Source organism: Niallia sp. RD1 (assembly GCF_024219955.1).
In the GTDB taxonomy this organism is placed as follows: Bacteria; Bacillota; Bacilli; order Bacillales; family Cytobacillaceae; genus Niallia; species Niallia alba.
Window position 1 is genome coordinate 1,400,001 of the sequence record NZ_CP100420.1, and the last position, 25,999, is coordinate 1,425,999.

A 25,999-nucleotide genomic window follows, 5' to 3' on the forward strand; every position below is an offset into this window, starting at 1 on the left:
CCGTGAGGGAAAGGTGAAAAGCACCCCGGAAGGGGAGTGAAATAGATCCTGAAACCGTGTGCCTACAAGTAGTTAGAGCCCTTTTATGGGTGATAGCGTGCCTTTTGTAGAATGAACCGGCGAGTTACGATTACATGCGAGGTTAAGTTGAAGAGACGGAGCCGCAGCGAAAGCGAATCTGAATAGGGCGAAATAGTATGTGGTTGTAGACCCGAAACCAGGTGATCTACCCATGTCCAGGGTGAAGTCCAGGTAACACTGGATGGAGGCCCGAACCCACGCACGTTGAAAAGTGCGGGGATGAGGTGTGGGTAGCGGAGAAATTCCAATCGAACTTGGAGATAGCTGGTTCTCTCCGAAATAGCTTTAGGGCTAGCCTCAAGATTGAGAGTATTGGAGGTAGAGCACTGTTTGGACTAGGGGCCCCCATCGGGTTACCGAATTCAGACAAACTCCGAATGCCAAATACTTATTCTTGGGAGTCAGACTACGAGTGATAAGATCCGTGGTCAAGAGGGAAACAGCCCAGACCACCAGCTAAGGTCCCAAAGTATACGTTAAGTGGAAAAGGATGTGGAGTTGCTTAGACAACCAGGATGTTGGCTTAGAAGCAGCCACCATTTAAAGAGTGCGTAATAGCTCACTGGTCGAGTGACTCTGCGCCGAAAATGTACCGGGGCTAAACGTATCACCGAAGCTGTGGATTGACATCTATGATGTCAGTGGTAGGAGAGCGTTCTAAGGGCGTTGAAGCTAGACCGTAAGGACTGGTGGAGCGCTTAGAAGTGAGAATGCCGGTATGAGTAGCGAAAGATGAGTGAGAATCTCATCCACCGAATGCCTAAGGTTTCCTGAGGAAGGCTCGTCCGCTCAGGGTTAGTCGGGACCTAAGCCGAGGCTGAAAAGCGTAGGCGATGGACAACAGGTTGATATTCCTGTACCACCTTTAAATCGTTTGAGCAATGGGGGGACGCAGGAGGATAGGGTAAGCGTGCTGTTGGATTAGCACGTCCAAGCAGTTAGGCCGGTAATGAGGCAAATCCCATTACCATATGGCGGAGCTGTGACGGCGAGGGAAATATAGTACCGAAGTTCCTGATTCCACACTGCCAAGAAAAGCCTCTAGCGAGATTTATGGTGCCCGTACCGCAAACCGACACAGGTAGGCGAGGAGAGAATCCTAAGGTGAGCGAGAGAACTCTCGTTAAGGAACTCGGCAAAATGACCCCGTAACTTCGGGAGAAGGGGTGCTCTTTTGGGTGTTAAAGCCCGAGAGAGCCGCAGTGAATAGGCCCAGGCGACTGTTTAGCAAAAACACAGGTCTCTGCGAAGCCGCAAGGCGAAGTATAGGGGCTGACACCTGCCCGGTGCTGGAAGGTTAAGAGGAGGGGTTAGCACGTGTAGTGCGAAGCTCTGAATTGAAGCCCCAGTAAACGGCGGCCGTAACTATAACGGTCCTAAGGTAGCGAAATTCCTTGTCGGGTAAGTTCCGACCCGCACGAAAGGTGTAACGATCTGGGCACTGTCTCAACGAGAGACTCGGTGAAATTATAGTACCTGTGAAGATGCAGGTTACCCGCGACAGGACGGAAAGACCCCGTGGAGCTTTACTGCAGCCTGATATTGAATTTTGGTACAGCTTGTACAGGATAGGTAGGAGCCTTGGAAGCCGGAGCGCCAGCTTCGGTGGAGGCATTGGTGGGATACTACCCTGGCTGTATTGACATTCTAACCCGCACCCCTGATCGGGGTGGGAGACAGTGTCAGGTGGGCAGTTTGACTGGGGCGGTCGCCTCCTAAAAAGTAACGGAGGCGCCCAAAGGTTCCCTCAGAATGGTTGGAAATCATTCGTAGAGTGTAAAGGCACAAGGGAGCTTGACTGTGAGACCTACAAGTCGAGCAGGGACGAAAGTCGGGCTTAGTGATCCGGTGGTTCCGCATGGAAGGGCCATCGCTCAACGGATAAAAGCTACCCCGGGGATAACAGGCTTATCTCCCCCAAGAGTCCACATCGACGGGGAGGTTTGGCACCTCGATGTCGGCTCATCGCATCCTGGGGCTGTAGTCGGTCCCAAGGGTTGGGCTGTTCGCCCATTAAAGCGGTACGCGAGCTGGGTTCAGAACGTCGTGAGACAGTTCGGTCCCTATCCGTCGTGGGCGTAGGAAATTTGAGAGGAGCTGTCCTTAGTACGAGAGGACCGGGATGGACGCACCGCTGGTGTACCAGTTGTCTTGCCAAAGGCATCGCTGGGTAGCTATGTGCGGAAGGGATAAGTGCTGAAAGCATCTAAGCATGAAGCCCCCCTCAAGATGAGATTTCCCATAGCGTAAGCTAGTAAGATCCCTGAAAGATGATCAGGTTGATAGGTCAGAGATGGAAGCGTGGCGACATGTGGAGTTGACTGATACTAATAGATCGAGGACTTAACTAAAATGATTACTTGGCAAATTGGTTTCCTTCTAAATGATTTAGTTTTGAGAGAACAAATCTCTAAATAAAGAAGTCTGGTGGCGATAGCGAGAAGGTCACACCCGTTCCCATACCGAACACGGAAGTTAAGCTTCTCAGCGCCGATGGTAGTTGGGGGTTCTCCCCCTGTGAGAGTAGGACGTCGCCAGGCAATAGGAAACAAGCATCTACTTTGGTAGGTGCTTGTTTTTTGTTGTATGCTATTTCTTATTTCTAAACTTTTAATAGTTAAAAAGCTTCTTATGGGAAGTCGATGTTAAGCTTGGCGTCTTTCTTGTAGAATTCTTACTTTTGCCATTTGATAAACAAAGTACTGATATTTTGGATCGTTTGTTTTTGTGTTAATAATTTCTCTTTCACATTCTAGGCATATAAAGGATTGAAAGAGATGAATCCCTTCAAGTTTATTTTGCTCACATATAAGACATTTTTCCCCTTTGCTTGATTGGATTGTATGATATTTTCCCATTTCTCCACCTCCATAGCAACTATTCTAACCATTTTAGCAATCACGTATACATTGATTCTCAAAATCTATTAATCAACAAAAAATTTTTTATCTAGCAAGTTAAGAAAAAAGGAATACATAGTTAGTCATTTATTTTATAAATAAGCTAGTGAAAAAAAGTGATGGCCATACAGCTTACTTCCTATGTAAAAAAAGTGATAAAATAAAAAAAGTGATACAAGAAAAGGGGAAATACAATTGCAAGAACAAACACCTTTATATTCTAAACTCTTACAATTTCAGTCAGAAAATAATATATCCTTTCATGTACCTGGTCATAAGAACGGCGAGTTGTTATCCCAAGACGATGAATGGAAAGGATTATTATGGAAGTTAGACGTTACAGAGCTAAATGGTTTAGATGATTTACATGCTCCAGCAGGCGTTATAGCAGATGCAGAACAACTATTAACAGATTTTTATGGAGTCAAAAAAAGCTATTTTCTTGTAAATGGAAGTACAGTCGGAAACCTAGCAATGATATTATCTGCTTTAAAAGAAGGAGATAAAGTATTTGTGCAAAGAAATAGTCATAAATCAATTATGAATGGAATAAAGCTTGCAAAAGCACAACCCATTTTACTGAGTCCAGATTATGAGGAAGATTGGAAAGTGGAGATGCCTCTTTCAGTAAAGACAATTAAGCAGGCAATTGCACAATTCCCTAATGTAAAAACATTAATATTAACTTATCCTAATTATTATGGCATGGTGGGAGAGTTAGAGAAAATTATTCAATTAGCACACGCTAACAGAATTTGCGTATTAGTTGACGAAGCGCATGGTGCCCATTTTAGAGGTAATTCTCATTTTCCATCATCCGCTGTTCAATTAGGAGCAGATATAGTGGTTCAGTCCGCACATAAAACGTTACCAGCTTTAACAATGGGAGCCTATTTACACTATAATACAGATTTTATAAGACAACAGGAAGTGAAATCTTATTTGGAAATGTTACAGTCTAGCAGTCCGTCTTATCTAATCATGGCCTCATTAGATAAGGCAAGACAGTATTTAGCAACATATAAGATGGAAGATTGGGATTACCTTGAAAAGACCATTGCAGAGTTTCGTAATGAGCTGCAAATGATTCCACAGCTAAACGTATTAAACTATCCCTATCAAGGGGATCCTTTAAAAATTACTGTTCAATCTACAACTGATATAAGTGGATTTGAAATTCAAAAACGGCTAGAAAAGGAAGGTATATATACAGAACTAGCAGATTCTTATAATGTTTTATTTGTTTTTCCATTGTTAAAAAAACAGATGGCTTTTCCTCTTGATAACATAATAATCAAGATTAAAAAAGCACTTACTGGGATTTCATCTGGATATTCCTTTAAAAAGGAACTAGATCAATCTATAAAAAAGAGAGAGGATATAGTAGAATTAAAACTTAGTGAAAAAGAACAGGCACAACGAAGCAAATTAGAAGTATTATTAAGTGACGCACTTCATGCTGTTTGTGCAGAAGCGATTATTCCGTATCCGCCAGGAATTCCGCTATTAATGCCTGGTGAGGAAATCACTGAATATCACATCGATCAAATTAAGAAATTATTAAAGAATGGAGCAAGATTCCAAGGAAGCTCTTCTATTTATAACAATAAAATTAATATTTACGAGAAATGACAGCTTTAGGAGGACAATAAAGTGACAAAAGGGCTCTTTATTACATTAGAAGGACCAGAAGGAGCAGGGAAAACAACGATTATCGATATGTTGTTAACCTATTACCAAGAACAAGAGAAACAAATCATAAAGACGAGGGAACCAGGTGGTATTCCAATTTCAGAAAAAATTAGAAGTATTATATTAGATCCGAAACATACTGAAATGGATGCTAGGACAGAAGCATTACTTTATGCAGCAGCAAGAAGACAGCATTTAGTAGAGAAGGTGATACCAGCTCTCAATAATGGTTCGATTATTCTATGTGATCGTTTTATTGATAGCTCTTTGGCTTATCAAGGTTATGCTAGAGGAATTGATATGGATGAAATTTGGGAGATCAATCAATTTGCTATCGGTAATGTAATGCCTGAGCTTACGATTTATTTTGATTTAGATCCACGAGTTGGTTTAGCAAGAATTAATAATACCACTGATAGGGAAATCAATCGACTAGACTTAGAAAAAATAGAATTTCATGAATTGGTGCAAGAAGGCTATTATAAGGTCATAGAGAAGTTTCCAGACAGAATTAGGAAGGTGGATGCATCGAAGCCTTTAGAACAAGTTTTTCAAGATACAATCGCAATTATTGATCACTACTTAAAGTAATAATGTTTACTTTTATAATAGGGTAATATGCAAATAGGGTTCTTCTTAAAGATGAGAGTGTATAGAAATAATTTTTCTATCAGCTGTTTGTTTTTGTATTTATTGCTATAATAGGGACAAGTTATAAAACATTCGGAAACTATAATAAGGGCGGGATAAAAATGAAATTAATTCTGACAGTCATTCAAGATAAAGATAGTAATAAATTGCTTAATGCACTTGTTGAAAATAATTTTAGAGCGACAAAGCTTGCAAGTACTGGCGGATTTTTGAAATCTGGGAATACTACCTTTATGATAGGGACGGAAGATATACGTGTAGAAAAGGCACTGCAAATAATAAAAGAAAACTGTCAATCAAGAGACCAGTTAGTGGCACCTGTGTCGCCAATGGGAGGAAATGCAGATTCCTATGTCCCTTATCCAGTAGAAGTGGAAGTTGGAGGAGCAACTGTTTTTGTATTACCTGTTGAGCAATTTAAGCAATTTTAATTTGAACGTCGGTTAACTTTTTATCGGTGTATTTTCACGGTTAAATGACAAACTCAAGATACTCCTATCTCTTAGTAAGAAGTTAGAACATTCTTCAGGAGGAAGAATATGAAGATTAATAAAGACATTCGTCTCAATTCAGAAGGAACGAGAATTGAGACGAAAGGTAGTTTAGGTAATTCAAAATTTCGAGGGTATGTCCAACAACAAAATGAGAAATTAAAGGTTGAACAACTACAAAACTTAATGAAAAATATTGATGATACCGGGAATATATTAGGTCGATTTCAAAATTTAAAGGATTTGACTAAATATAAAACGCTTGTTAAACAGTTTGTAAAAGAAGCTGTTGAATTTGGGATGCAAGTGAAAAAGGATAATTCATGGGATCAATTTGGTCAAGGAAGAGACCTCAGTGTTGTACAAGTAATTGATGATAAATTAGTTGAACTAACAGAAGAAGTAATTGCTAAAGAAAAAAACAGCTTAAATATCTTAGATAAAATTGGCGAAATTAAAGGTTTGCTGATTAATATATATACGTAATGGAGTGATTGTCTTGACAAGAACGTGGGAACAGCTTGAACAGACACAACCCATTGTTTTAAAGATGCTAAGAAACAGCTTAAAAAAAGAACGACTAGCACATGCCTACCTCTTTGAGGGAATGAAGGGAACGGGTAAAAGAGAAATAAGTCTTGTTCTCACAAAGAGCATTTTATGTAAAAATAGTATAGAAGGATATGTTCCATGTGAAACATGTTCAAATTGCAAGCGAATAAATAATGGAAATCATCCTGACGTTCATTTACTTGAACCAGATGGGTTATCGATAAAAAAACATCAGATACAGAGCCTGCAAGAAGAATTCTCAAAAACTGGGGTGGAATCAAAGCAAAAGATATACATTCTTGTTCATGCAGATAAAATGACTACGAATGCTGCTAATAGTTTGTTGAAATTCTTGGAAGAACCGAATGCGGAAACAACTGCTATTCTATTAACCGAACAAATTCAGCAAATATTGCCAACCATTTTGTCAAGATGCCAGGTCCTTTCCTTTACGCCTTTATCTCCAAATGAAATGGCAAAAGAATTAGTAAGAAATGGAATTAAACCAAATGAAGCTCCTTTACTCGCGCAAATTACCAATAATTTTGATGAGGCACTGACACTAAGTACGGATGAATGGTTTGTACAAGCGCGAAAAATAGTGGTAAAATTATATGAGGCTCTTAAGGGAGCTCCGTTAGAAGCATTAGTTGCTCTTCAAAGAGATTGGTTTACGCAATTTAAAGATAAAGACCAGTTTGACAGAGGGCTCGATTTATTATTGCTACTATATAAAGATTTATTATATATACAGCTTGGCAAGCACGATCAGATTGTATACGTTAACGAAAGAGATCGGTTAGAGGTTTATGCCTTAAAAACATCTAACAGACGCTTAACGGAACAAATGACAGCTATTTTTGAAGCAAAGCGAAAGCTGCAGGGGAATATGAATCCACAGTTATTGATGGAGCAGCTGGTGCTAGAGCTGCAGGAGGGATCTTCAGTTGTATGATGTTGTAGGAATCCGCTTTAAAAAAGCTGGAAAAATATATTATTTTGATCCAAATGAATTAATTATTCAAAAAGGTGAATTCGTCATTGTCGAAACTGTTCGTGGGGTAGAATTCGGGAAAGTAGTTATTGGACCGAAAAAAGTAGATGAAAATGATGTTGTGTTACCTTTAAAAAAAGTATTAAGGATTGCGGATCATAAAGATCAAATGATTGTAGAGGAAAACAAGAGTGCAGCAAAAGAAGCATATGATGTTTGTTGCGAGAAAGTGACGCTACATGAATTAGATATGAAATTAGTAGATGTAGAATATACATTCGACCGTAATAAAATTATTTTTTATTTTACTGCAGATGGTCGAGTAGACTTTAGGGAATTGGTTAAAGATTTAGCTTCCATTTTTCGAACAAGAATTGAACTTCGTCAAATTGGTGTCAGAGACGAAGCGAAAATGCTTGGAGGAATAGGCCCTTGTGGGAGGATGCTATGCTGTTCAACTTTCTTAGGAGATTTCGAACCAGTATCTATTAAAATGGCTAAAGACCAAAACCTTTCATTAAACCCAACAAAGATTTCTGGATTATGTGGACGATTAATGTGTTGTTTAAAATATGAAAATGACGATTATGAAGCTGCAAAGGAACTCTTACCAGATTTAGGTGATTGGATCAATACGCCAGATGGAAAGGGAAAAGTTGTTGGTTTAAATATTTTAGAACGTGTACTCCAAGTGGAAATTTCGGAACAAGAACGAGTGCTTGAATATACATTAGATGAAATACTGCAAGAGGATGCTGTTTCAGTTCAATCCACAGATTAATGAGGTGGAAAAGTGGATAAAAAAGAAGTTTTTGAATCAGTAATAAATATGGAAAGTCAAATTGGTAATTTATATAAGCAGTTAGGTGATCTTAAACAGCATGTAGCAGAGCTTATTGAAGAAAATAATAGGCTGCAGCTTGAAAATGAGAATCTAAGAAGGCACTTAGAGGATATACCAAGAGAGAAAGAATCGAAACAGGATAAACATAAAAAAAGAAATGCAAAACAAAATAAAACGTTGGAGGAAAAAAACATTGATATAGGAGAAGGCTATGATAACCTAGCAAGACTATATCAAGAAGGTTTCCATATTTGTAATCTTCATTTTGGAAGTCCCCGAAAAGATGGAGATTGTCTATTTTGTTTATCATTTCTTAATAAAAAATAAGGATGTCTCAAAGAAACTACTGCCCGAGTATGTAAGCAATACAATGATCGTATTGTGCGGGATGACTCTTTCTTCTTGAGGCATCTCTTTTTCTATGCAAGAAATAAGTAAAATGGAGGGAAAGAAAGAGTGGTTCCATTAAATGGAGACGAAAGATTAGATTATTTACTGGATGAACGGTTAAGAATTATTCAAAGTCCATCTGTGTTCTCTTTCTCATTAGATGCAGTATTATTAGCTGATTTTGTGTCTGTTCCCTTAAAAAGAGGAAAAGTTGTGGATTTATGTAGTGGTAATGGAGTTATTCCGCTCTTTTTGTCACTTCGAACAGAAGGAGATATTATTGGAGTTGAGATTCAGGAACGATTGTACGATATGGCAAATCGAAGTATTCAGTATAATCATTTAGAAAAAAAGATAAAAATGATTCATGGTGATATTAAGGAGGCCCCTAGCTTACTCGGTTATGAGAAGTATGATACGGTAACTTGTAATCCACCCTACTTTAAGAAGACTAATTCTATTGAGGAAATTAATATAAATGAACATCTTGCTATTGCGAGACATGAACTTCTTTGTACATTAGAAGATACCATTCGTATATCCAGTCAACTAGTTAAGCAAGGCGGTAAAGTAGCTTTTGTTCATCGGCCAGGAAGACTATTAGATATTATTTCTTTGATGAGAGCTAATCGACTGGAGCCGAAGCGTATACGATTTGTATATCCAAAGGAAGGGAAAGAAGCGAATATTTTACTAGTGGAAGCAATAAAAGATGGAAAACCTGATCTAAAGGTGTTACCTCCGTTATTTGTTTATGAAGATGGCAACAATTATACAGAGGAAATGAGTAAGATACTCTATGGAAAGTAAAGGACATTATTTTTATGTATTGATGTGTAATGATGGAAGCTATTATGCAGGATATACAAATGATCTTCAAAAGCGTTTGAAAACACATAATGAAGGAAAAGGGGCAAAATACACAAGGGGTCGTTTGCCAGTGTCTATTATTTATCATGAGGAGTTCCAAACAAAGCAAGAGGCTATGAAAGCAGAGTATGCCTTTAAACAATTGGATAGAAAGAAGAAAGAGAAGTTTTTAATGAAGGAAGTTGGTGAAGCATATGAGACAACAAAAAAGTTTTAAAGAAAAGAATGGATCTTTATATTTAGTACCTACACCTATCGGGAATTTGGAGGATATGAGTTTTCGAGCAATCAGGATTTTAAAAGAGGCAGATATTATTGCAGCTGAAGATACACGTAATACGAAAAAGCTTTGTAATTACTTTGAAATCACTACCCCGGTTATTAGCTATCATGAGCATAATAAAGAGACAAGCGGTCATAAGATAATACAAGCTTTGAAAGAGGAAAAAGTAATTGCTTTAGTTAGTGATGCAGGAATGCCTACTATTGCAGATCCGGGCTATGAGCTTGTTTTAGATGCAATTGATCAAGGAATTCCAGTTATCCCCCTGCCAGGAGCCAATGCAGCCTTAACATCCCTTATAGCTTCCGGCCTTCCAACACATCCTTTTTATTTTTATGGATTCCTTCATCGACAAAAGAAGGAAAAGAAAAAGGAACTGCTTTTCCTAAAGAATGTTCCTGGTACAATATTATTATATGAATCACCACATCGCTTAAAAGAAACATTAGTTTTAATAATGGAGATTCTCGGTAATAGAAAAATTACTTTATGTAGAGAGCTAACAAAGCTATATGAGGAATTCATTCGAGGCACGGTTGAAGAAGCAATTGCTTGGTCTCAGTCAGAAGAAATCCGAGGAGAGTTTTGTTTGGTTATCGAACAGGGTGAATTACAAGCGGAAGAAGATAATTGGTGGGATGAGTTAACAATTGTCCAGCAAGTAGATTACTATGTACAAAAAGAGGATATTACAGTAAAAGAAGCAATCAAAAAAACAGCGTTAGATAGAGGAATGCAAAAAAGAGACGTTTATCAAGAATATCATATTGAATAAGAAAAGGGCTACTGCCTTAAATTGGAACAGTAAAAATAGCATAATGTTCCCTTTTAAGGCGGCAGCCCTTTATTTTATAAAAAAGAATGAATAAGCTCTTCTCTTTGAGTAGTCATTTCAAGAAGCTTTCAGTAGAACATAAAGACTAGTTAAATGAGTAAAGCACTTACACATTTCTTATTTTAATCTTATTTTGAAAGTTCAAAGTTGCTTTTAATTTCTTCAATTAATTTCTCAGCACCCTCACGGCTAAGAATTAATTTACCACCAGCTAAAGATAAGTTATCATCTGAAACTTCTCCAGTAACTTGGCAAGTCATATTTGGTTTATATTTTTTTAAGATGATTTTTTCATCATCTACATAAATTTCTAGAGCATCCTTTTCTGCAATTCCTAATGTACGTCTTAATTCGATTGGAATAACCACACGACCTAATTCATCAACTTTACGAACAATACCTGTAGATTTCATTTCATTTCTCCTCCCAAAAGTAAATATTTATATTTTTTTCGCTAATTTTCGACAAATTTCTTTGTATGTCATTATAATACCAGCCATTCCCATAAACGTCAATTATTTTATTTTGAAATTAATGTATTTTATAAACCTTATTAAATTAGGTTTTTCTAAGGTGGTGTGCAATATTTAAACATTTATTGGAATAAATTGGTATGGTCTATTTGTTCTATTTTTGTTCTTTTTTCGACAAAAACCTACAATTTTACTTCTTTTCCTACAGACAGAAAAATGTCTGTTGCATTAACTATTGATTTTAGGTATATTTTGATGGGATAAAAGGAAAAAATGGCAATGATTATGCGGTTTACGAATGTTCTTATACTTTTTTGTTTCGATAAAAAAGAAGAATGGTTACAATAGTAATAGCGGTTATTTTAGTATAGGTACATATTGTATACATATATATAGGAGGGAACTAAGTGAAGGATCAAGAAAAAACTTTTTATCTTACTACGCCAATTTATTATCCAAGTGGCAATTTACATATTGGACATGCTTACACAACAGTTGCTGGAGATGCAATGGCCCGTTATAAACGACTGAGAGGCTATGAAGTTCGGTACTTAACTGGGACGGATGAACATGGACAAAAAATTCAGCGAAAAGCAGAAGAAGCGGGGATTACGCCTATTCAATATGTAGATGAAATTGTCGCTGGGATTAAAGAATTATGGGATAAACTAGATATTTCCTATGATGATTTTATTCGTACAACAGAAAAAAGACATACAGATATTGTCGAAAAAATGTTTAAGAAATTAGTAGATCAAGGTGATATTTATTTAGATGAGTATCAAGGCTGGTATTCTGTTTCAGACGAAACTTATTACACAGAACTACAGTTAGTTGATCCAATTTATGATGAAAATGGAAAAGTTATTGGAGGGAAGAGTCCTGATAGTGGCCATCCAGTAGAATTAGTAAAGGAAGAGTCTTATTTCTTTAGAATGGGAAAATATGCTGATCGCTTATTAGCCTTTTATGAGGAAAATCCAGAATTTATTCAGCCAGAATCCCGCAAGAATGAAATGATTAATAACTTTATTAAACCGGGATTGGAAGATCTCGCGGTTTCAAGAACAACTTTTGATTGGGGAATTAAAGTTCCAGGAGATCCGAAGCATGTTGTTTATGTGTGGATAGATGCACTTTCTAATTACATTACTGCTCTAGGATATGGTTCAGATGATGAAACATTATATAAGAAGTTTTGGCCTGCAAATGTCCACTTAGTGGGGAAGGAAATTGTACGTTTCCATACTATTTATTGGCCAATTATGCTTATGGCATTAGATCTACCATTGCCGAAGAAAGTATTTGCACATGGCTGGATTCTTATGAAGGATGGAAAAATGTCCAAGTCTAAAGGAAATGTAGTTAATCCAGTAACATTAATCGATCGCTATGGATTAGATGCTCTACGTTACTATTTACTAAGAGAAGTTCCGTTTGGATCAGATGGTGTATTTACTCCAGAGGCATTTGTAGAAAGAGTAAATTTTGATTTAGCCAATGACTTAGGGAATTTATTAAATCGTACGGTGGCGATGATCAATAAATACTTTAACGGAGAAATTCCTACTTATAAAGGTTCAGAAGGAACATTTGAAAAATCTCTTGTTGAGGCACATAGAGCAACAGCAGAAAAGTACACGGAGCATATGGAAAATATGGAGTTCTCTGTTGTATTAACAACATTATGGCAATTAATTAGCAGAAATAATAAATATATTGATGAGACGCAACCATGGGTATTAGCAAAAGAGGAAAAAACGGAAGAGTTAGCAGTTGTGATGAATCATTTAGCAGAATCGTTAAGAAGAATTGCTATATTACTAAAGCCGTTCTTAACAAGAACGCCTGACAAGATTTTTAAACAATTGAACATTCAAGACGCATCTTTACAAACTTGGGATAGTCTTGAACGTTTTGGGGTAATTCCTTCAGGCACTGTAGTAGAAAAAGGAGAACCTATTTTCCCTAGATTAGATATTCAAGAAGAAGTAGAATTTATCAAAGGAGAAATGAAGGGACCTCAAAAAGAAGAAGAGAAAAAACCAGAAGTTCAGGAAGTACCGGAAGTAGAGGAAATTACAATAGATGACTTTATGAAAGTTGACTTACGTGTAGCACAAGTTATTGAAGCAGAGCCTGTCAAAAAAGCAGACAAGTTATTAAAGTTGCAATTAGATTTGGGCTATGAGAAACGACAAGTTGTTTCTGGGATCGCTAAGTACTATTCTCCAGAAGATTTAGTCGGAAGAAAGGTTATTTGTGTAACCAATCTAAAACCGGTTAAACTAAGAGGAGAACTTTCGCAAGGAATGATTTTAGCTGGAAGTCATGACGGTCAATTATCTCTTGCAACAATAGCAGAAGCTTTACCATTAGGTGCAAAAGTAAAATAAAATGAATGAAAAACATGGAGATGTTTTTAGTGGATAAACTCGCCGATATTTTTAAGGGAATCGGCGAGAAATCCATATTTTAAACATCTCTATGTTTTTCTTCTTTCATCCAGGCTGTTTTCTAACGGTTGTTCTTTTTCAATAGAAAAAATGTAAAAGGTAATACTGAGCAGGCTGAATACGTACAGAAGCCATGGGAAGTGGCAAGACAAGGGAGAACTTGGAGTCACGGAAAGCGGAGTGTATTTATGCAACAATTACTTTCCGGATATAGCTTGCCTAACAAAAAAATGTAAGTATATCTAACAAAAGATGGAGGGATGGATATCATGTTATTTGATACACATACACATATTAATGCAAATGAGTTTCAAGAAGATGTAGAAGAAGTGATACAGCGTGCACTTGATGCAGGGTTGGAAAAAATGGTGGTTGTTGGGTTTGATAGACCTACTATTACCAAGGCAATGGAGCTCATTGAACAATATGACTTTGTATATGCAAGTATAGGGTGGCATCCGGTAGATGCTATTGATATGGTAGAGGAGGACTTAGTTTGGATTGAAGAATTGTCAAGTCATCCAAAAGTAATTGCAATAGGCGAGATGGGTCTAGATTATCATTGGGATAAATCGCCAAAGGATATTCAAAAAGAAGTATTTAGAAAACAAATTAGACTGGCAAAAAAAGTGAAACTACCGATAGTTATTCATAATCGAGAAGCTACTGCTGATATTGTAGAAATCTTAAAGGAAGAAGAGGCAAAAGAGGTTGGTGGCATTATGCATTGCTATGGTGGAAGTGTAGAGACAGCACTTGAATGCATAAATATGAATTTTTATATTTCATTAGGTGGAACAGTTACTTTTAAAAATGCTCGCAAACAAAAAGAGGTTGCAGAAGCTATTTCATTAGATCATTTATTAATTGAAACAGACTGTCCATATTTAGCACCAACACCATTTAGAGGTAAGAGGAATGAACCAAGTTACGTAAAACTAGTAGCGGAAGAGATTGCGGCAATTAAAGGAATGTCTTATGAAGAAGTTGCTTCGAAAACAACAGAAAATGCAAAAAAATTATTCGGCATAAACTGATAAAGGTTTTTGTCGAATGAAGAAAGAGCTTGTCCAAACCTCATTCATTTTTAATCGTTCTACATCGCTTTCCTTTCTCATAGACTAATTATGTCGAGATTTCTTTCTTCCCTTTCGCCTGTTTTTTTTGCATAATAAGATATACGTTCAAAGATTCTTAAGGGTTGACAGCGGACATGATACTCTATATAATCACTCCGAGAGAAAAGGAGGCGTTTTTCATCGTAATCAAAAACATGAAAAACCTGTTTTCGAAATCTTTGAGCAGGAAAAAAGTGTCCATCTTTTTAGCTAGTTTCATCGTTTTTGCGAGTAGCTTAGGATTTTTAATTTATGAAACTACTAAAAATACAGTGGCACTAACGCTAAATGGTAAAGAACAAATCATCGAGACGCACTCATCTACTATACAACAAATATTTGATGACTTAGACATTACCGTTGGCTCAGAAGATTATGTGTTTCCCTCGTTAAACACAAAAGTTACAGATAACCTAGAAGTTGTCTGGAAGAAAGCTAAACAGGTTGAACTGCAAAAAGACGACGAGAAGAAAACGGTTTGGACAACAGTAGATACTGTTAAGGAATTTTTAGAAGAACAAAAAATTTCTTTGAACGAGCATGATCAGATCAATCAGAAAGAAAACAATGCAATAGAACATAACATGGAAGTTGTCGTACATACAGCATTTCCAGTAACACTAGTAGACGCAGGAAAGAAAAAACAAGTATGGTCCACTTCGACTACGGTCGCTGACTTTTTAACACAACATGAAATATCACTTGAAAAATTAGACCGAGTTGAACCAGCTCTAAAGGAAAAAGTGAAAGAGGAAACTGTTGTTCATATAACAAGAATAGAAAAGGTCACCGATGTAGTGGAACAACCGATTAATTTTGCCGTAATCACCCAAAAAGACGATGATCTTCCTCACGGAACAGAAAAAGTACTTAAAGAGGGTACAGAAGGGTTAGTCTCTAAAAAGTATGAAGTTACGAAGGAAAATGGCAAAGAGATTTCCCGAAAATTACTCAGTGAAACAACAGTGAAAGAAAAGCAGGATAAAATTGTATCTGTTGGAACAAAAGGCGAAGTCGTACAACTTGCATCCCGAGGCGAAGAAAGCGGGCAAGAAGTATATGTCAATTCAACAGCGTATACTGCTAGCTGTAATGGATGTTCTGGCCGGACGGCTACTGGGATTGATCTGAAGGCTAATCCGAATGCGAAAGTAATTGCTGTCGACCCAAGCTTTATCCCATTGGGAACAAAGGTTTATGTAGAAGGCTATGGCTATGCTGTTGCAGCGGATACAGGCGGAAGTGTAAAAGGGCAGAAAATTGATGTTTTCTTTGCTACAAAAGCAGAAGCTTACCGTTGGGGTAACAAGCAAGTCAAGATTAAAATAATTAATTAACAATTAGTAAATCTCGACACTTATCCATGATTTCTCATGGAAAAAAAGATAGGCAATCTGGCAGAGGAAGCATTCCTCTGTCTTTTTCTTTGCTTCTTTTAACACGTTCTTACTTGTAATTGACTGCAGAAAACAGCCATTTGTTAAAACAAAAATATTAGCTATAATGATAATGATTATAATTTTTCTCTCTCTCTGTATATATAGACGATTCATGTTACAATTATGTTTCATTTTTTTTTCAAATTTATAATTATTTTTTTGGAGGTTCCATGAAGATTAAAGAAATAATAGTAGTGGAAGGACGAGATGATACTACCGCTATTAAGCGAGCGGTTGATGCAGATACAATCGAAACAAATGGATCAGCAATTAATCAGGAAACATTGGATAAAATAAAGCTAGCGCAAAAAACAAGAGGAGTTATTGTATTGACTGACCCAGACTATCCCGGTCAAAAAATTCGTCATACAATTGAAAAGCATATTCCAGATTGTAAACATGCCTTTATTCCAAAAGAACTTGCTATTCATAAGCATGGAAAAGGGGTTGGGGTGGAACACGCTTCAGTAGAGGCAATTCGAGAGGCATTAAAAGATGCTCATCCTATGCAGGAAGCAATAATAGAAGAAATTTCAAAAGAAGATTTAATTGATGCGGGATTAATTGGTGGTGCTGATTCTAAGGAACGTAGAGAACAGTTAGGTAAGTTTCTTAAAATCGGGTATACAAATGGGAAACAACTTTATAAAAGATTATTGATGTTTCATATTACAAAGGAAGAATTTGCACAAGCCATTAAGGAAATACGCCAGGAGGATAAGAATGTATAAAGATATAGCAACACCTGCACGAACAAGAGCAATTCTAGATAAGTATGGTTTTTCTTTTAAGAAAAGCTTAGGGCAGAATTTTTTGATTGATACAAACATTTTACGAAATATTGTGGATCATGCACAGCTAACAGAAGAATCTGGTGCAATTGAAGTTGGTCCTGGAATTGGTGCATTAACAGAACAATTAGCAAGGCGCAGCAAAAAGGTTGTTGCCTATGAAATCGACCAACGTCTATTGCCTATTTTAAAGGAAACACTCGAGCCATATCCTCATGCAAAAATTATTCATCAGGATATTTTAAAAGCTAACGTAAAAGAAATGTTAGACACAGAGTTTAGTGATATTCGTGATGTTATGCTCGTTGCTAATTTGCCTTATTATGTTACCACACCGATTATTATGAAGATTTTAGAAGAAAAGCTTCCTTTGAGAGGAATTGTCGTTATGCTTCAAAAAGAGGTGGCGGAACGAATTTCTGCTAAACCAGGAACGAAGGAATATGGTTCTCTGTCCATTGCTATTCAGTATTATACGAAACCAGAAGTAGTCATGATTGTTCCAAAAACTGTTTTTGTTCCACAACCAAATGTAGATTCAGCTGTTATTCGTCTTACTATCAGGGAAACACCGTCTGTTGTAGTAATAAATGAAGACTTTTTCTTTCAAGTAACAAGAGCAAGTTTTGCACAAAGAAGAAAAACCATCCTCAATAATCTATCGAGCCAATTAGAGAGAGGAAAAGAAAAGAAGGCAGACATTATAGAGGCGCTTAACCAAGCGAATATCGAACCTTCTAGGCGCGGAGAATCATTATCTATCGAAGAGTTTGCGAAGTTAAGCGATGCGCTGTATGAAAAGTTTAGCTAATTGATGATACAAAAAGGTGCACAGGTTAGTTTTCTCTTCCCCGAAAAATATAAGGGGAGAAAAAACTTTCGTGCACTTTTTTTATCCCACTCTTAACGGACGGTAAAATCTCTAACTAAGCTGCGGAAAATCGAGGAAGTCAGGTGGGGGATAAGGAAAAGTCCCCACTGATGGTTAGTTTTCTTTATGTTTCGATTCTTCTCTTTCGAATTGCTCACAACTTTATAGACATATGCATAATTTATCAGAGATAGATATTGAATACTAATAAACACTCAGAAGTGTGTTTGGGTTAATTGGAGTGACGACAGTGACTATAAATATCATGGATATCGTCGGTAGAGAGTCTTATAATTGTGATCTATTATTTCGAATCATCGATACAAAAGAAGTGAATGGCAAAAAAATAGCCATTCTTTATGGAGAGGATTTTCGACTAATTGCTGATGCTCCATACGAAGATTTAGTGTTAGTTAATCAGCCAATGCAACGGAAGATTTCACAAAAAGTGCAGTTGATGGAGGAACAATCTCTCCAGTTATTTCGACAAGATGTGAATCTCTTAAGAAGAAAGCAGGAGTATCAAGTAACTGAAGCTTATAGCAAACCTTCTAACTATTTTCAATTACCAGGAAAAGTGCTTCATATTGATGGAGATCCCAACTATTTAAAAAAATGTCTCACCTTATATGAAAAAATCGGGATACCTGTAAATGGAGTGCATTGTAAAGAAAAAGAGATGCCTAGTAAGATAGGGAGTTTGCTGGATTACTATCACCCAGATATACTAGTTATAACAGGTCATGACGCTTATTCTAAGGCGTTAGGAGAAAAGAATGATATCAATGCATACCGCCATTCAAAATATTTTGTACAGACCGTCAGAGAGGCGAGAAAGAAGCTTCCTAATTTGGATCAGTTAGTCATCTTTGCTGGAGCTTGTCAATCTCACTTTGAATCTCTGATTTATGCAGGAGCCAATTTTGCTAGTTCCCCTTCAAGAGTAAATATTCATGCGCTTGATCCGGTTTATATTGTTGCAAAAATTAGCTTTACGCCATTTATGGAAAGAGTAAACGTTTGGGATGTTTTAAGGAATACACTAACTGGCGAAAAAGGGTTAGGGGGAATTGAAACGAAAGGAGTCCTTCGAACAGGTATGCCATATCATACAAATCAATCAGAAGAGGTATGATGCAAATAGCAAGTAAGCCTTAGACAGCTGAATATCATTGTATACAGGTGTCCTGGTTATGGACTATTACAATATGTGCTTCATTTATGGTAGTAACAGGAAGACCACTTTTTTGTTTGGCTACTTCATATTAATGGTAATTAATAGATAGTAGAAAAATATTGAATTTTTCTACATATTTATCCTCACATTGTGCAAACTATCTTTGTTGAAAAATTGGAGAAAAATAAGAATAAAAAATATTGACAACTTCTGAAAAAGACTGTTATAATTTATGTTTTTATTTGACTCTGTTATGTCAGTGTGATATACTTTACACAGTGAGGTGGACCGAATGGCAAAAACATTATCAGATATAAAAAAAGCTCTTGATTCAAATTTAGGAAAAAGGCTTATGCTGAAGGCAAATGGCGGTCGTCGCAAGACAATAGAACGTTCAGGAGTATTAGCAGAGACTTATCCATCTGTATTTGTAGTGGAGTTAGATCAGGATGAAAATGCATTTGAACGTGTATCATACAGCTATGCAGATGTTTTAACAGAAACGGTTCAAATTACCTTCTTTGAGGATACATCAGGACAAATTGCTTTAAGCTAACTATTATTGCTTGAAAGCATTAAGCGGCAGTGAACAATTTGTTTGCTGCTTTTTTCAAAAGATAAGAAAGTATAAAAATTTGGGTCTACCACAGTCATTTAAGCTGTGGTATTTTCATTTTATGGAGACCAATATATTGAGAAGAATATTTTTTGATAAACACCAACATTGGGAAGCTTTCAAAAGAAAACACGGTGCTAAAATCCGCCCTATCGTAATTAAGGAGGTTGAGAAATTTCGAGATTGTGGGGATATCAAAAATGGATTTAAGTTATTTGTGTGTGAAGGTTGTCATGATGTGCGAAAGGTTCCTTACCGATGTAAAGGTCGATTTTGTACCACGTGCTCTGTTGGAGAAAGTGAAGAATGGAGTAGGTTACTTACTGAAGATGTTCTTCAGGTTAATCATCGGCACGTAATTTTTACGATTGATGAAGGACTAAGAGATGTATTTCTCCTTCACCGACATCTATTAAAAGATTTAATGGATGCTTCTGCAAGACTACTTACTGACTTCTTCAAAAAGAAAGCAAAGGTAACACCTGGGATTATTGCTGGACTCCACACTTTTGGTTCAAGGGTCAACTTCAATCCTCACGTACATATGTTAGTTACAATGGGTGGATTAACAGAAAAAGGAGAATGGAAGCAGTATGATTTCTTGCCATTTACGATGCTTCGTAAACAATGGCAAACGGTCGTATTAAAATTAATTAGAAACGGAGTTTCACCAAGAGAAAAGAAAAGAATCCAACCAAGACTTCAAAAGGCGTTCACCAATAATGGCGAAGGCTTCTATGTGTATGCACCTAAACAGAGGGGGAAAATAAAAGAACAACTTCGTTATATTGGCCGTTATATTCGTCGACCAGCGATTGGAATCAATCGGATTGAGGCATATGATGGGCAATTCGTTACGTTCAAATATAAGGATAAAACTGACGGAAAAGACAAATTCGAAACCGTAAGTGTCGAAGAATTTATTTCACGTTTAATTCGCCATATCCCAGACGAGCAATTTAAAACTATTCGGCATTACGGTATGTATTCTAGAAGATCAAAAAACTTGTGTAAAAAAGTGTTGAGTACTTGGCAACAAAAAGCAAGACGTTGGGTTGTAAAAGTTAAGAAAACCTTACGTCGCCAGACGTGGCGTGAAAGAATAGTAGCCAGTGGCAAGAAAGACCCTCTCGTTTGTCAGAGGTGTGAATGTTACTATGAATACAAGGGAGAAGTCTGCCTTGAAAATGGTAAATTAGAAATAAAGGTAGCCTTATGCAAAACTACAAGAGCTTATTTAGAAAGGATGATTAACGATCTCACCGGTATCAAAAACCCGCAAAAAGGGAAAGAAAAAGAAGAAAAACATAAGCCTAAACCAGTCCAAGCAACAGAGCGTCAGCTATGTTTGTTTGGCGTGTCATGAGAAAGAAGAGATTCCTATTAACGTGGTAAGGGATTTCGATTTAATGGATGATGGAGATCCGACAACTCCTCCTATGTTTGCATGTGAAAAATGTGGGGGTGAAATGTATCCTGAGTATTATAAAGGGGTACATGGCATAGAGTACAAATTATCGGATATTCTCTAACCATGAAAAGGACCGGGCTATGCCCGGTTTTTCTTATGGGAAAAATACAAATAATAATAATGATCCTGAATTATTCATAGAAAATCATTAATTGGTTACAATCGTTATTCCAATAAACTTTTTTGTTAAATGTTAATTCACTTGATAAATGAAAAAAGAATCCATTTCTGATAAGGTTAAAACAACGACGAAATAACCACAGAAAGGATTCTTATAATGGCTACTTTACCGCAAATTACCCTTGATTTCAATCGCAAAATTAAATTGTCAAATGATGGAGGGGATCTGTCCCAATGTCATAAACCTAAATTGTAAAAATATGTAAATATTAAAAAAGATTCATAAAATTGTTGTATAAAATTGAAAAAACCCCTTGACTTTTCAGAAACACCTCCATAATCAGCGTGAATACCAGTTCTTGGTATATCTCGTACGAAATGGGGTTTTTTTGTTGAAAAAAAGCAAGTTTTTAGAAGCGATTGAAGTATGTAGGGAGGTATTGTACGATTTCCATTTCATGTGCGATTCCCGCATGAAATCAACCTACTTTACACGTAAAGGAGGCAAATTGACTTTCCCAGAAACAATTTTGTTTGTGCTAAATCTAGTAACGAGAAGCTTGCAGATTGAGTTGAATGACTTTTTTGAGTTGATTAAAAAAGAAGGAGAAATTATAAGTAAACAGGGATTTTCACAAGCGCGAAAAAAAATAAAACCAGAAGCCTTCAAGACGTTATTTGACACCATTACGACGTGGTTTTATCAGACAAATAACTCCTTTAAATATAAGGGCTTCCGGTTATATGCGATTGATGCGTCTATCATAGAAATAGCCAATTCCCAAAGGCTAAGAGATACCTTCGGCGCATCAAAGGGCAATGGCAAGGAACTTGCCAGAGCCATGGTATCTACTATTTATGATATCGGAAATGATTTATTTGTAAAGGGGATAATCACAAAATGTACAGATAGCGAGCGCACAGTAGCGATAGAATTAATTGATAGTTTCCTAGAACTGCGTTCTAACCACGACCTTTTTCTTTTTGACCGTGGGTATCCATCTCAATATTTCTTTCACTATCTTTTGAAGAATAAAGTGAATTTTGTTGTTAGAACGCCAGTTAATTTTTACCGAGCCGCTATAAAAGAAGGGATCCCTGATCAGGTCATTGAACTCAAGTATAAAAGCAACGTCATGCGTTTGCGTGCGGTCCGTATCCCATTAGGCTCTGGAGAAGATGAATTACTTATAACGAATATATTAGATGAGTCTTTTGATATTCCGGCTTTTAAAGAGTTGTACTTTAAACGATGGTCAATCGAAACAAAATACGATGTCTTAAAAAACAAAATACAGATTGAAAGATTCTCAGGCGAAACAAAACAGACGATTGAACAAGAGTTTTATGCTGCTTTATTTTTAAGCAACATGGCTTCCCTACTAAAGCATGAGTCAGATGTGATCATCGCCGAGGATCAGAAGGATAAAGACTTAAAGCACAAATATAAAACTAACACCAATATTTTAATTGGCGCACTAAAAGATAAGCTCATTTGTTTAATCATTGAACCAAGTCAAAGGCGAAGAAAAAAGATGTATAAAGACCTACTGAACGAAGTTCAGCGAAATAGAGTCCCAATTAGACCTGGAAGGAAATTTAAACGTTCCAGAGGGCTAAATGCGAATAAACATGGATTTGGACAACGACCAGCTATCTAACAAAACGAACAAATAGGAAAATCAGGGAAATGCCAAAAAAATTAAATAGGCACTTCCCGGGCATCCTATTGGCTTTTTTAGTTATCAGAATATTATAAACATCAATTTTGGTTTACCACTGGTAATTACTGGTTTCTTAACTTGATGACATTGGGATCTGTCCTCCGATACTGGTGAATTTCTTTTTAGGGAATTCGATGAGAAAATTGGATTTTCAAAAACACTACAAAACCATTTGAGGTTAAACGATTCTAGGGCCTATTACCTCCATTCAAACGAGAACTTATTACGTCAAAAGATTTATCAAATGATTGCGGGCTATTCCGAGGATGATGCAGCTGATCATTTAACGAAAGATCCAGTTTTCACCCAAATCATAGGAACGCCAGCGCTCGCTTCACAACCGAGTTTATCTCGTTTTTACACACGTTTTGATAAAGAGTCTATTGATCATTTAAATCAAGCAAACCAAGAATTACTTGATAAAATCCATTCATTTCGGGGGTCCGAAGCTTTATTTATCGATTTGGATTCAACCCATTCGGATACTTATGGAAATCAAGAGGATTCTTCCTACAATATGCATTATGGAACAATGGGTTTTCATCCATTGGTTGCTTTTGATGGTGCTACAGGTGACTTTCTTAAAGCGAAGCTTCGTCCCGGAAATGTATATACTTCAAATGGTATTGTTGAGTTTATTCAGCCATTAATTGAACACTACAACCAAAAGTTCCCTGAAACGAATTTATTCCTTCGTGGAGACAGTGGGTTTGCCGTCCCCGACTTGTACGAATTGTGTGAAAAGGAATCCGTTTTATATGTGATCCGATTAAAATCTAACCTACAATTACAAAGTCTTGCTAAAGAATACCATCCTTCTTCTGCACCACGAGATGTTTCAGAAACAGAGCGCTATTTTGAAGAAGCCACTTATCAAGCCAAGTCATGGTCGAAACCAAGAAAAGTGATTATCCAATCGGTACGACCAGCTGGTGAATTACTTTTTGCCCATTCCTTTTTTGTTACAAATTTTGAAATAGCTTCTCCAAAAGACATCGTACGAGCTTATCAAAAAAGAGGAACGATGGAGAACTATATCAAGGAATCAAAGAATGGCTTTTATTTGGATCACATGAATAGTCATTCTTTTCAAGTCAACACGGTAAAAATGATGCTAAGCCTGCTTGCTTATAATTTAACGAATTGGTTACGAACCATTTGCTTTCCACAAGGTCAAAAGATGATGCAAATTGATACCATACGTACAAGGCTTATTAAAGTTGCCAGTAAACTAGTGAAATCAGGTAGATCTTATTACTTTAAATTGTCATCAAGTTTTGTCTATCAGAAATTCTTTTGGAACGTATTGGGTCAAATACAAAAACTCCAGATTGAGTAGCTTAACTTGGTTTTACCAACTGAAAAAAATTTAAATTTCAGTTAAGGGGAGAAGTCTGCCTAAAAATAGGACATTTCCAATGGGAAATAAATTAATTAGATTTTAAAGGTTAGAAAATGTTCAATCTTATAAAAAGATAGAAAACTCTCACCTGCATTTTAGAAAAACGTGCATCTTTTAAAGTGCTATGAATATTTCAGGATGATATTTAAATAAAGTCGATTGTAAATGTATAAATAAGCATAAGTTTTGGCAACAAATAGATAACATGAAAAACTAGTGATGGTTACATACTAAACATACCGTGGGTGATGAAAGGAGAGATTCACTTTGGGTAGACGAAAAGGGATTATGTCTGAAGGGCTAAAGGAAGAATTAGCAAAAGAACTTGGTTTCTATGATGTAGTTCAGAAAGAGGGCTGGGGCGGTATTCGCGCAAGAGATGCAGGGAATATGGTCAAAAGAGCAATAGAAATAGCAGAGCAAAGTCTTCTTACTCAAAATAAAGACTAACTTCAAAAGTCACTTTACGTCCATCTTTTTTGTATTATAATCATAATGGAGTTACCCACGGTACAATAGAATCTATCATTAGCTTATATCTATATTATCGACAAATGGTATAGATATTAGGGTTAATGATAGGTTCTTTTTTGTTCCAAAGTAATGGGGAGTTAGAATCCATCATAAAATGAATGATAAATTATCGGGAAAACGTAATCTCTATTGTATGTAAGAGAATGATTTGTGGTAAAATCACTATATCCATATAGAAGATTAGATGAGCATAATGCTTGTTAGGTACGGAATAAGGTAAAAGATAAAGTTCGTCTAGCCTACTATTATTACCTCCTTGGAAAATCCTCCTTCGTTAGGTGGAGGAAAAAAGTAAATGATGAAATTTGTTAAGTGGGTGGAAATATTGAAGCTTTTGGTTAAAGCGCCAGCTAAAATCAATCTGTCATTAGATGTGCTTCATAAGAGACCAGATGGGTATCATGAAGTAGAAATGATTATGACAACAATTGATTTAGCAGATAGAATTGAACTAGCACTGCTAGACAGCGATGTAATAAAAATAATTTCTCTTAATAGATTTGTTCCTGATGACCAAAGAAATCTTGCTTATCAGGCGGCAATTATATTAAAAGAAAAGTTTAATGTAAAAAAAGGTGTAGAAATAAAAATAGAGAAAAACATTCCTGTTGCAGCAGGTCTTGCTGGAGGCAGCAGTGATGCAGCGGCCGTATTACGCGGTCTAAATAAGTTATGGGATTTAGGGTTAACATTGGATGAATTGGCCGTCATTGGAGCTGAAATAGGGTCTGATGTGTCTTTTTGCGTATACGGAGGGACGGCACTAGCAACTGGAAGAGGGGAAATCATTAAAGAATTGCCTGCGCCGCCAGTTTGTTGGGTGATATTGGCGAAGCCATTTATCGGTGTATCAACAGCAGATATTTATAAAAGACTAGATGTAGAGAAAATTGAGCATCCCAATACGGAGAAAATGATTGAGTCCATTTCATCAAAGGATTATGATTTGATGTGTGAAAACGTCGGGAATGTACTAGAAAATGTCACTTTATCCTTATATCCAGAGGTCGCCCAAATTAAAGAACAAATATGTAAGTTTGGGGCAGATGCAGTTCTAATGAGCGGGAGTGGTCCCACTGTTTTTGGATTAATTCAACATGATTCAAGAATGAACCGCGTTTACAATGGATTAAGAGGGTTTTGTGATCAAGTGTTTGCTGTCCGAATGATTGGACATCGACATACTCTTGATTAAATCCGTATAATAATGTAAAATTGTCCTTA

General features: G+C 36.7%; 24 protein-coding genes, 2 rRNA genes and 1 pseudogene (1 of these 27 running past the window's edge). 25 read left to right on the plus strand and 2 right to left on the minus strand.

What is annotated here, in order from left to right; translation table 11 throughout:
• Together NKG37_RS06515 and rrf are read left to right on the plus strand one after the other, a co-directional pair.
• Nucleotides 1-2,432 (plus strand): 23S ribosomal RNA (locus NKG37_RS06515) (it extends 506 nt beyond the left edge of the window).
• Nucleotides 2,433-2,504: 72 nt separating this feature from the next.
• Nucleotides 2,505-2,621: ribosomal RNA gene (gene rrf / locus NKG37_RS06520) — 5S ribosomal RNA — on the plus strand.
• 105 nt (nt 2,622-2,726) lie between these two features.
• Here rrf and NKG37_RS06525 read toward each other — a convergent pair.
• Nucleotides 2,727-2,939 carry a sigma factor G inhibitor Gin gene (locus tag NKG37_RS06525; RefSeq protein WP_016204710.1) on the minus strand — a complete coding sequence of 71 codons (213 nt, stop codon included), beginning with the start codon at nt 2,937-2,939 and terminating at the stop codon, nt 2,727-2,729.
• Nucleotides 2,940-3,176: 237 nt separating this feature from the next.
• On the opposite strand from NKG37_RS06525, the gene NKG37_RS06530 reads away from it, so the two are divergent.
• The 10 genes from NKG37_RS06530 (at nt 3,177) to rsmI (ending at nt 10,523) form a co-directional block, all read left to right on the plus strand.
• Nucleotides 3,177-4,613, plus strand: a complete 1,437-nt coding sequence (locus tag NKG37_RS06530) for an aminotransferase class I/II-fold pyridoxal phosphate-dependent enzyme (protein ID WP_254416002.1) — start codon at nt 3,177-3,179, stop codon at nt 4,611-4,613.
• A gap of 21 nt (nt 4,614-4,634) precedes the next feature.
• Complete coding sequence (gene tmk / locus NKG37_RS06535; protein ID WP_016204712.1) at nt 4,635-5,264, plus strand: dTMP kinase; 630 nt, start codon at nt 4,635-4,637, stop codon at nt 5,262-5,264.
• Between the two features lie 161 nt (nt 5,265-5,425).
• On the plus strand, nt 5,426-5,755 hold the full coding sequence (locus NKG37_RS06540; protein ID WP_016204713.1) for a cyclic-di-AMP receptor: 330 nt from the start codon (nt 5,426-5,428) through the stop codon (nt 5,753-5,755).
• A 108-nt stretch (nt 5,756-5,863) separates the two neighbouring features.
• Nucleotides 5,864-6,301, plus strand: coding sequence for a YaaR family protein (locus NKG37_RS06545; protein WP_254416003.1), 438 nt, complete (start codon nt 5,864-5,866; stop codon nt 6,299-6,301).
• A 13-nt stretch (nt 6,302-6,314) separates the two neighbouring features.
• Nucleotides 6,315-7,322: a DNA polymerase III subunit delta' gene (gene holB, locus NKG37_RS06550; RefSeq protein WP_016204715.1), complete on the plus strand. Its 1,008-nt coding sequence runs from the start codon at nt 6,315-6,317 to the stop codon at nt 7,320-7,322.
• Nucleotides 7,315-8,142: a PSP1 domain-containing protein gene (locus NKG37_RS06555; protein WP_016204716.1), complete on the plus strand. Its 828-nt coding sequence runs from the start codon at nt 7,315-7,317 to the stop codon at nt 8,140-8,142. The genes holB and NKG37_RS06555 overlap by 8 nt, the downstream gene beginning before the upstream one ends.
• A 12-nt stretch (nt 8,143-8,154) precedes the next feature.
• Complete coding sequence (gene yabA, locus NKG37_RS06560) at nt 8,155-8,532, plus strand: DNA replication initiation control protein YabA (RefSeq protein ID WP_016204717.1); 378 nt, start codon at nt 8,155-8,157, stop codon at nt 8,530-8,532.
• A 129-nt stretch (nt 8,533-8,661) separates the two neighbouring features.
• Nucleotides 8,662-9,405, plus strand: a complete 744-nt coding sequence (locus NKG37_RS06565; RefSeq protein ID WP_254416004.1) for a tRNA1(Val) (adenine(37)-N6)-methyltransferase — start codon at nt 8,662-8,664, stop codon at nt 9,403-9,405.
• Nucleotides 9,395-9,682: a GIY-YIG nuclease family protein gene (locus NKG37_RS06570; protein WP_016204719.1), complete on the plus strand. Its 288-nt coding sequence runs from the start codon at nt 9,395-9,397 to the stop codon at nt 9,680-9,682. Before NKG37_RS06565 ends, NKG37_RS06570 begins: the two co-directional genes overlap by 11 nt.
• On the plus strand, nt 9,660-10,523 hold the full coding sequence (gene rsmI, locus NKG37_RS06575; protein ID WP_016204720.1) for a 16S rRNA (cytidine(1402)-2'-O)-methyltransferase: 864 nt from the start codon (nt 9,660-9,662) through the stop codon (nt 10,521-10,523). The genes NKG37_RS06570 and rsmI overlap by 23 nt, the downstream gene beginning before the upstream one ends.
• 188 nt (nt 10,524-10,711) lie before the next feature.
• Here the strand turns inward: rsmI and NKG37_RS06580 are convergent, their stop codons facing one another.
• On the minus strand, nt 10,712-10,996 hold the full coding sequence (locus NKG37_RS06580; RefSeq protein WP_101728752.1) for a transition state genes transcriptional regulator AbrB: 285 nt from the start codon (nt 10,994-10,996) through the stop codon (nt 10,712-10,714).
• A gap of 467 nt (nt 10,997-11,463) precedes the next feature.
• Between NKG37_RS06580 and metG the strand changes: the two genes are divergently transcribed.
• From metG to ispE, 13 genes and pseudogenes are all read left to right on the plus strand, one after another.
• The gene (gene metG / locus NKG37_RS06585) at nt 11,464-13,452 is read left to right on the plus strand and encodes a methionine--tRNA ligase (protein WP_254416005.1); all 1,989 of its coding nucleotides are present in this window, start codon (nt 11,464-11,466) and stop codon (nt 13,450-13,452) included.
• Between the two features lie 329 nt (nt 13,453-13,781).
• The gene (locus tag NKG37_RS06590) at nt 13,782-14,549 is read left to right on the plus strand and encodes a TatD family hydrolase (protein ID WP_254416006.1); all 768 of its coding nucleotides are present in this window, start codon (nt 13,782-13,784) and stop codon (nt 14,547-14,549) included.
• Between the two features lie 260 nt (nt 14,550-14,809).
• Nucleotides 14,810-15,967 (plus strand): resuscitation-promoting factor, encoded by a 1,158-nt coding sequence (locus NKG37_RS06595; RefSeq protein ID WP_367976418.1) that lies wholly within the window; start codon nt 14,810-14,812, stop codon nt 15,965-15,967.
• A gap of 272 nt (nt 15,968-16,239) precedes the next feature.
• Complete coding sequence (rnmV, locus tag NKG37_RS06600) at nt 16,240-16,800, plus strand: ribonuclease M5 (protein ID WP_101728753.1); 561 nt, start codon at nt 16,240-16,242, stop codon at nt 16,798-16,800.
• Nucleotides 16,793-17,671, plus strand: coding sequence for a 16S rRNA (adenine(1518)-N(6)/adenine(1519)-N(6))-dimethyltransferase RsmA (gene rsmA, locus NKG37_RS06605; RefSeq protein WP_254416007.1), 879 nt, complete (start codon nt 16,793-16,795; stop codon nt 17,669-17,671). Before rnmV ends, rsmA begins: the two co-directional genes overlap by 8 nt.
• 310 nt (nt 17,672-17,981) lie before the next feature.
• Nucleotides 17,982-18,866 carry a sporulation peptidase YabG gene (gene yabG, locus NKG37_RS06610; protein WP_254416008.1) on the plus strand — a complete coding sequence of 295 codons (885 nt, stop codon included), beginning with the start codon at nt 17,982-17,984 and terminating at the stop codon, nt 18,864-18,866.
• A gap of 334 nt (nt 18,867-19,200) precedes the next feature.
• The gene (veg, locus tag NKG37_RS06615; RefSeq protein ID WP_016204729.1) at nt 19,201-19,464 is read left to right on the plus strand and encodes a biofilm formation stimulator Veg; all 264 of its coding nucleotides are present in this window, start codon (nt 19,201-19,203) and stop codon (nt 19,462-19,464) included.
• 136 nt (nt 19,465-19,600) lie between these two features.
• On the plus strand, nt 19,601-20,890 hold the full coding sequence (locus tag NKG37_RS06620) for an IS91 family transposase (protein ID WP_254416009.1): 1,290 nt from the start codon (nt 19,601-19,603) through the stop codon (nt 20,888-20,890).
• Nucleotides 20,877-21,056 carry a hypothetical protein gene (locus NKG37_RS06625; protein ID WP_254416010.1) on the plus strand — a complete coding sequence of 60 codons (180 nt, stop codon included), beginning with the start codon at nt 20,877-20,879 and terminating at the stop codon, nt 21,054-21,056. The genes NKG37_RS06620 and NKG37_RS06625 overlap by 14 nt, the downstream gene beginning before the upstream one ends.
• A 532-nt stretch (nt 21,057-21,588) precedes the next feature.
• A complete protein-coding gene (locus tag NKG37_RS06630) occupies nt 21,589-22,776 on the plus strand; it encodes an IS4 family transposase (RefSeq protein WP_254414795.1) in 1,188 nt (395 codons plus the stop codon).
• A 157-nt stretch (nt 22,777-22,933) separates the two neighbouring features.
• Nucleotides 22,934-24,178: pseudogene (locus NKG37_RS06635) on the plus strand (IS1380 family transposase); the annotation flags it as partial.
• Between the two features lie 330 nt (nt 24,179-24,508).
• Nucleotides 24,509-24,691 carry a small, acid-soluble spore protein, alpha/beta type gene (locus tag NKG37_RS06640; RefSeq protein ID WP_254416011.1) on the plus strand — a complete coding sequence of 61 codons (183 nt, stop codon included), beginning with the start codon at nt 24,509-24,511 and terminating at the stop codon, nt 24,689-24,691.
• A 409-nt stretch (nt 24,692-25,100) separates the two neighbouring features.
• A complete protein-coding gene (gene ispE / locus NKG37_RS06645; RefSeq protein ID WP_254416379.1) occupies nt 25,101-25,970 on the plus strand; it encodes a 4-(cytidine 5'-diphospho)-2-C-methyl-D-erythritol kinase in 870 nt (289 codons plus the stop codon).
• The last annotated feature ends 29 nt before the right edge of the window (nt 25,971-25,999 follow it).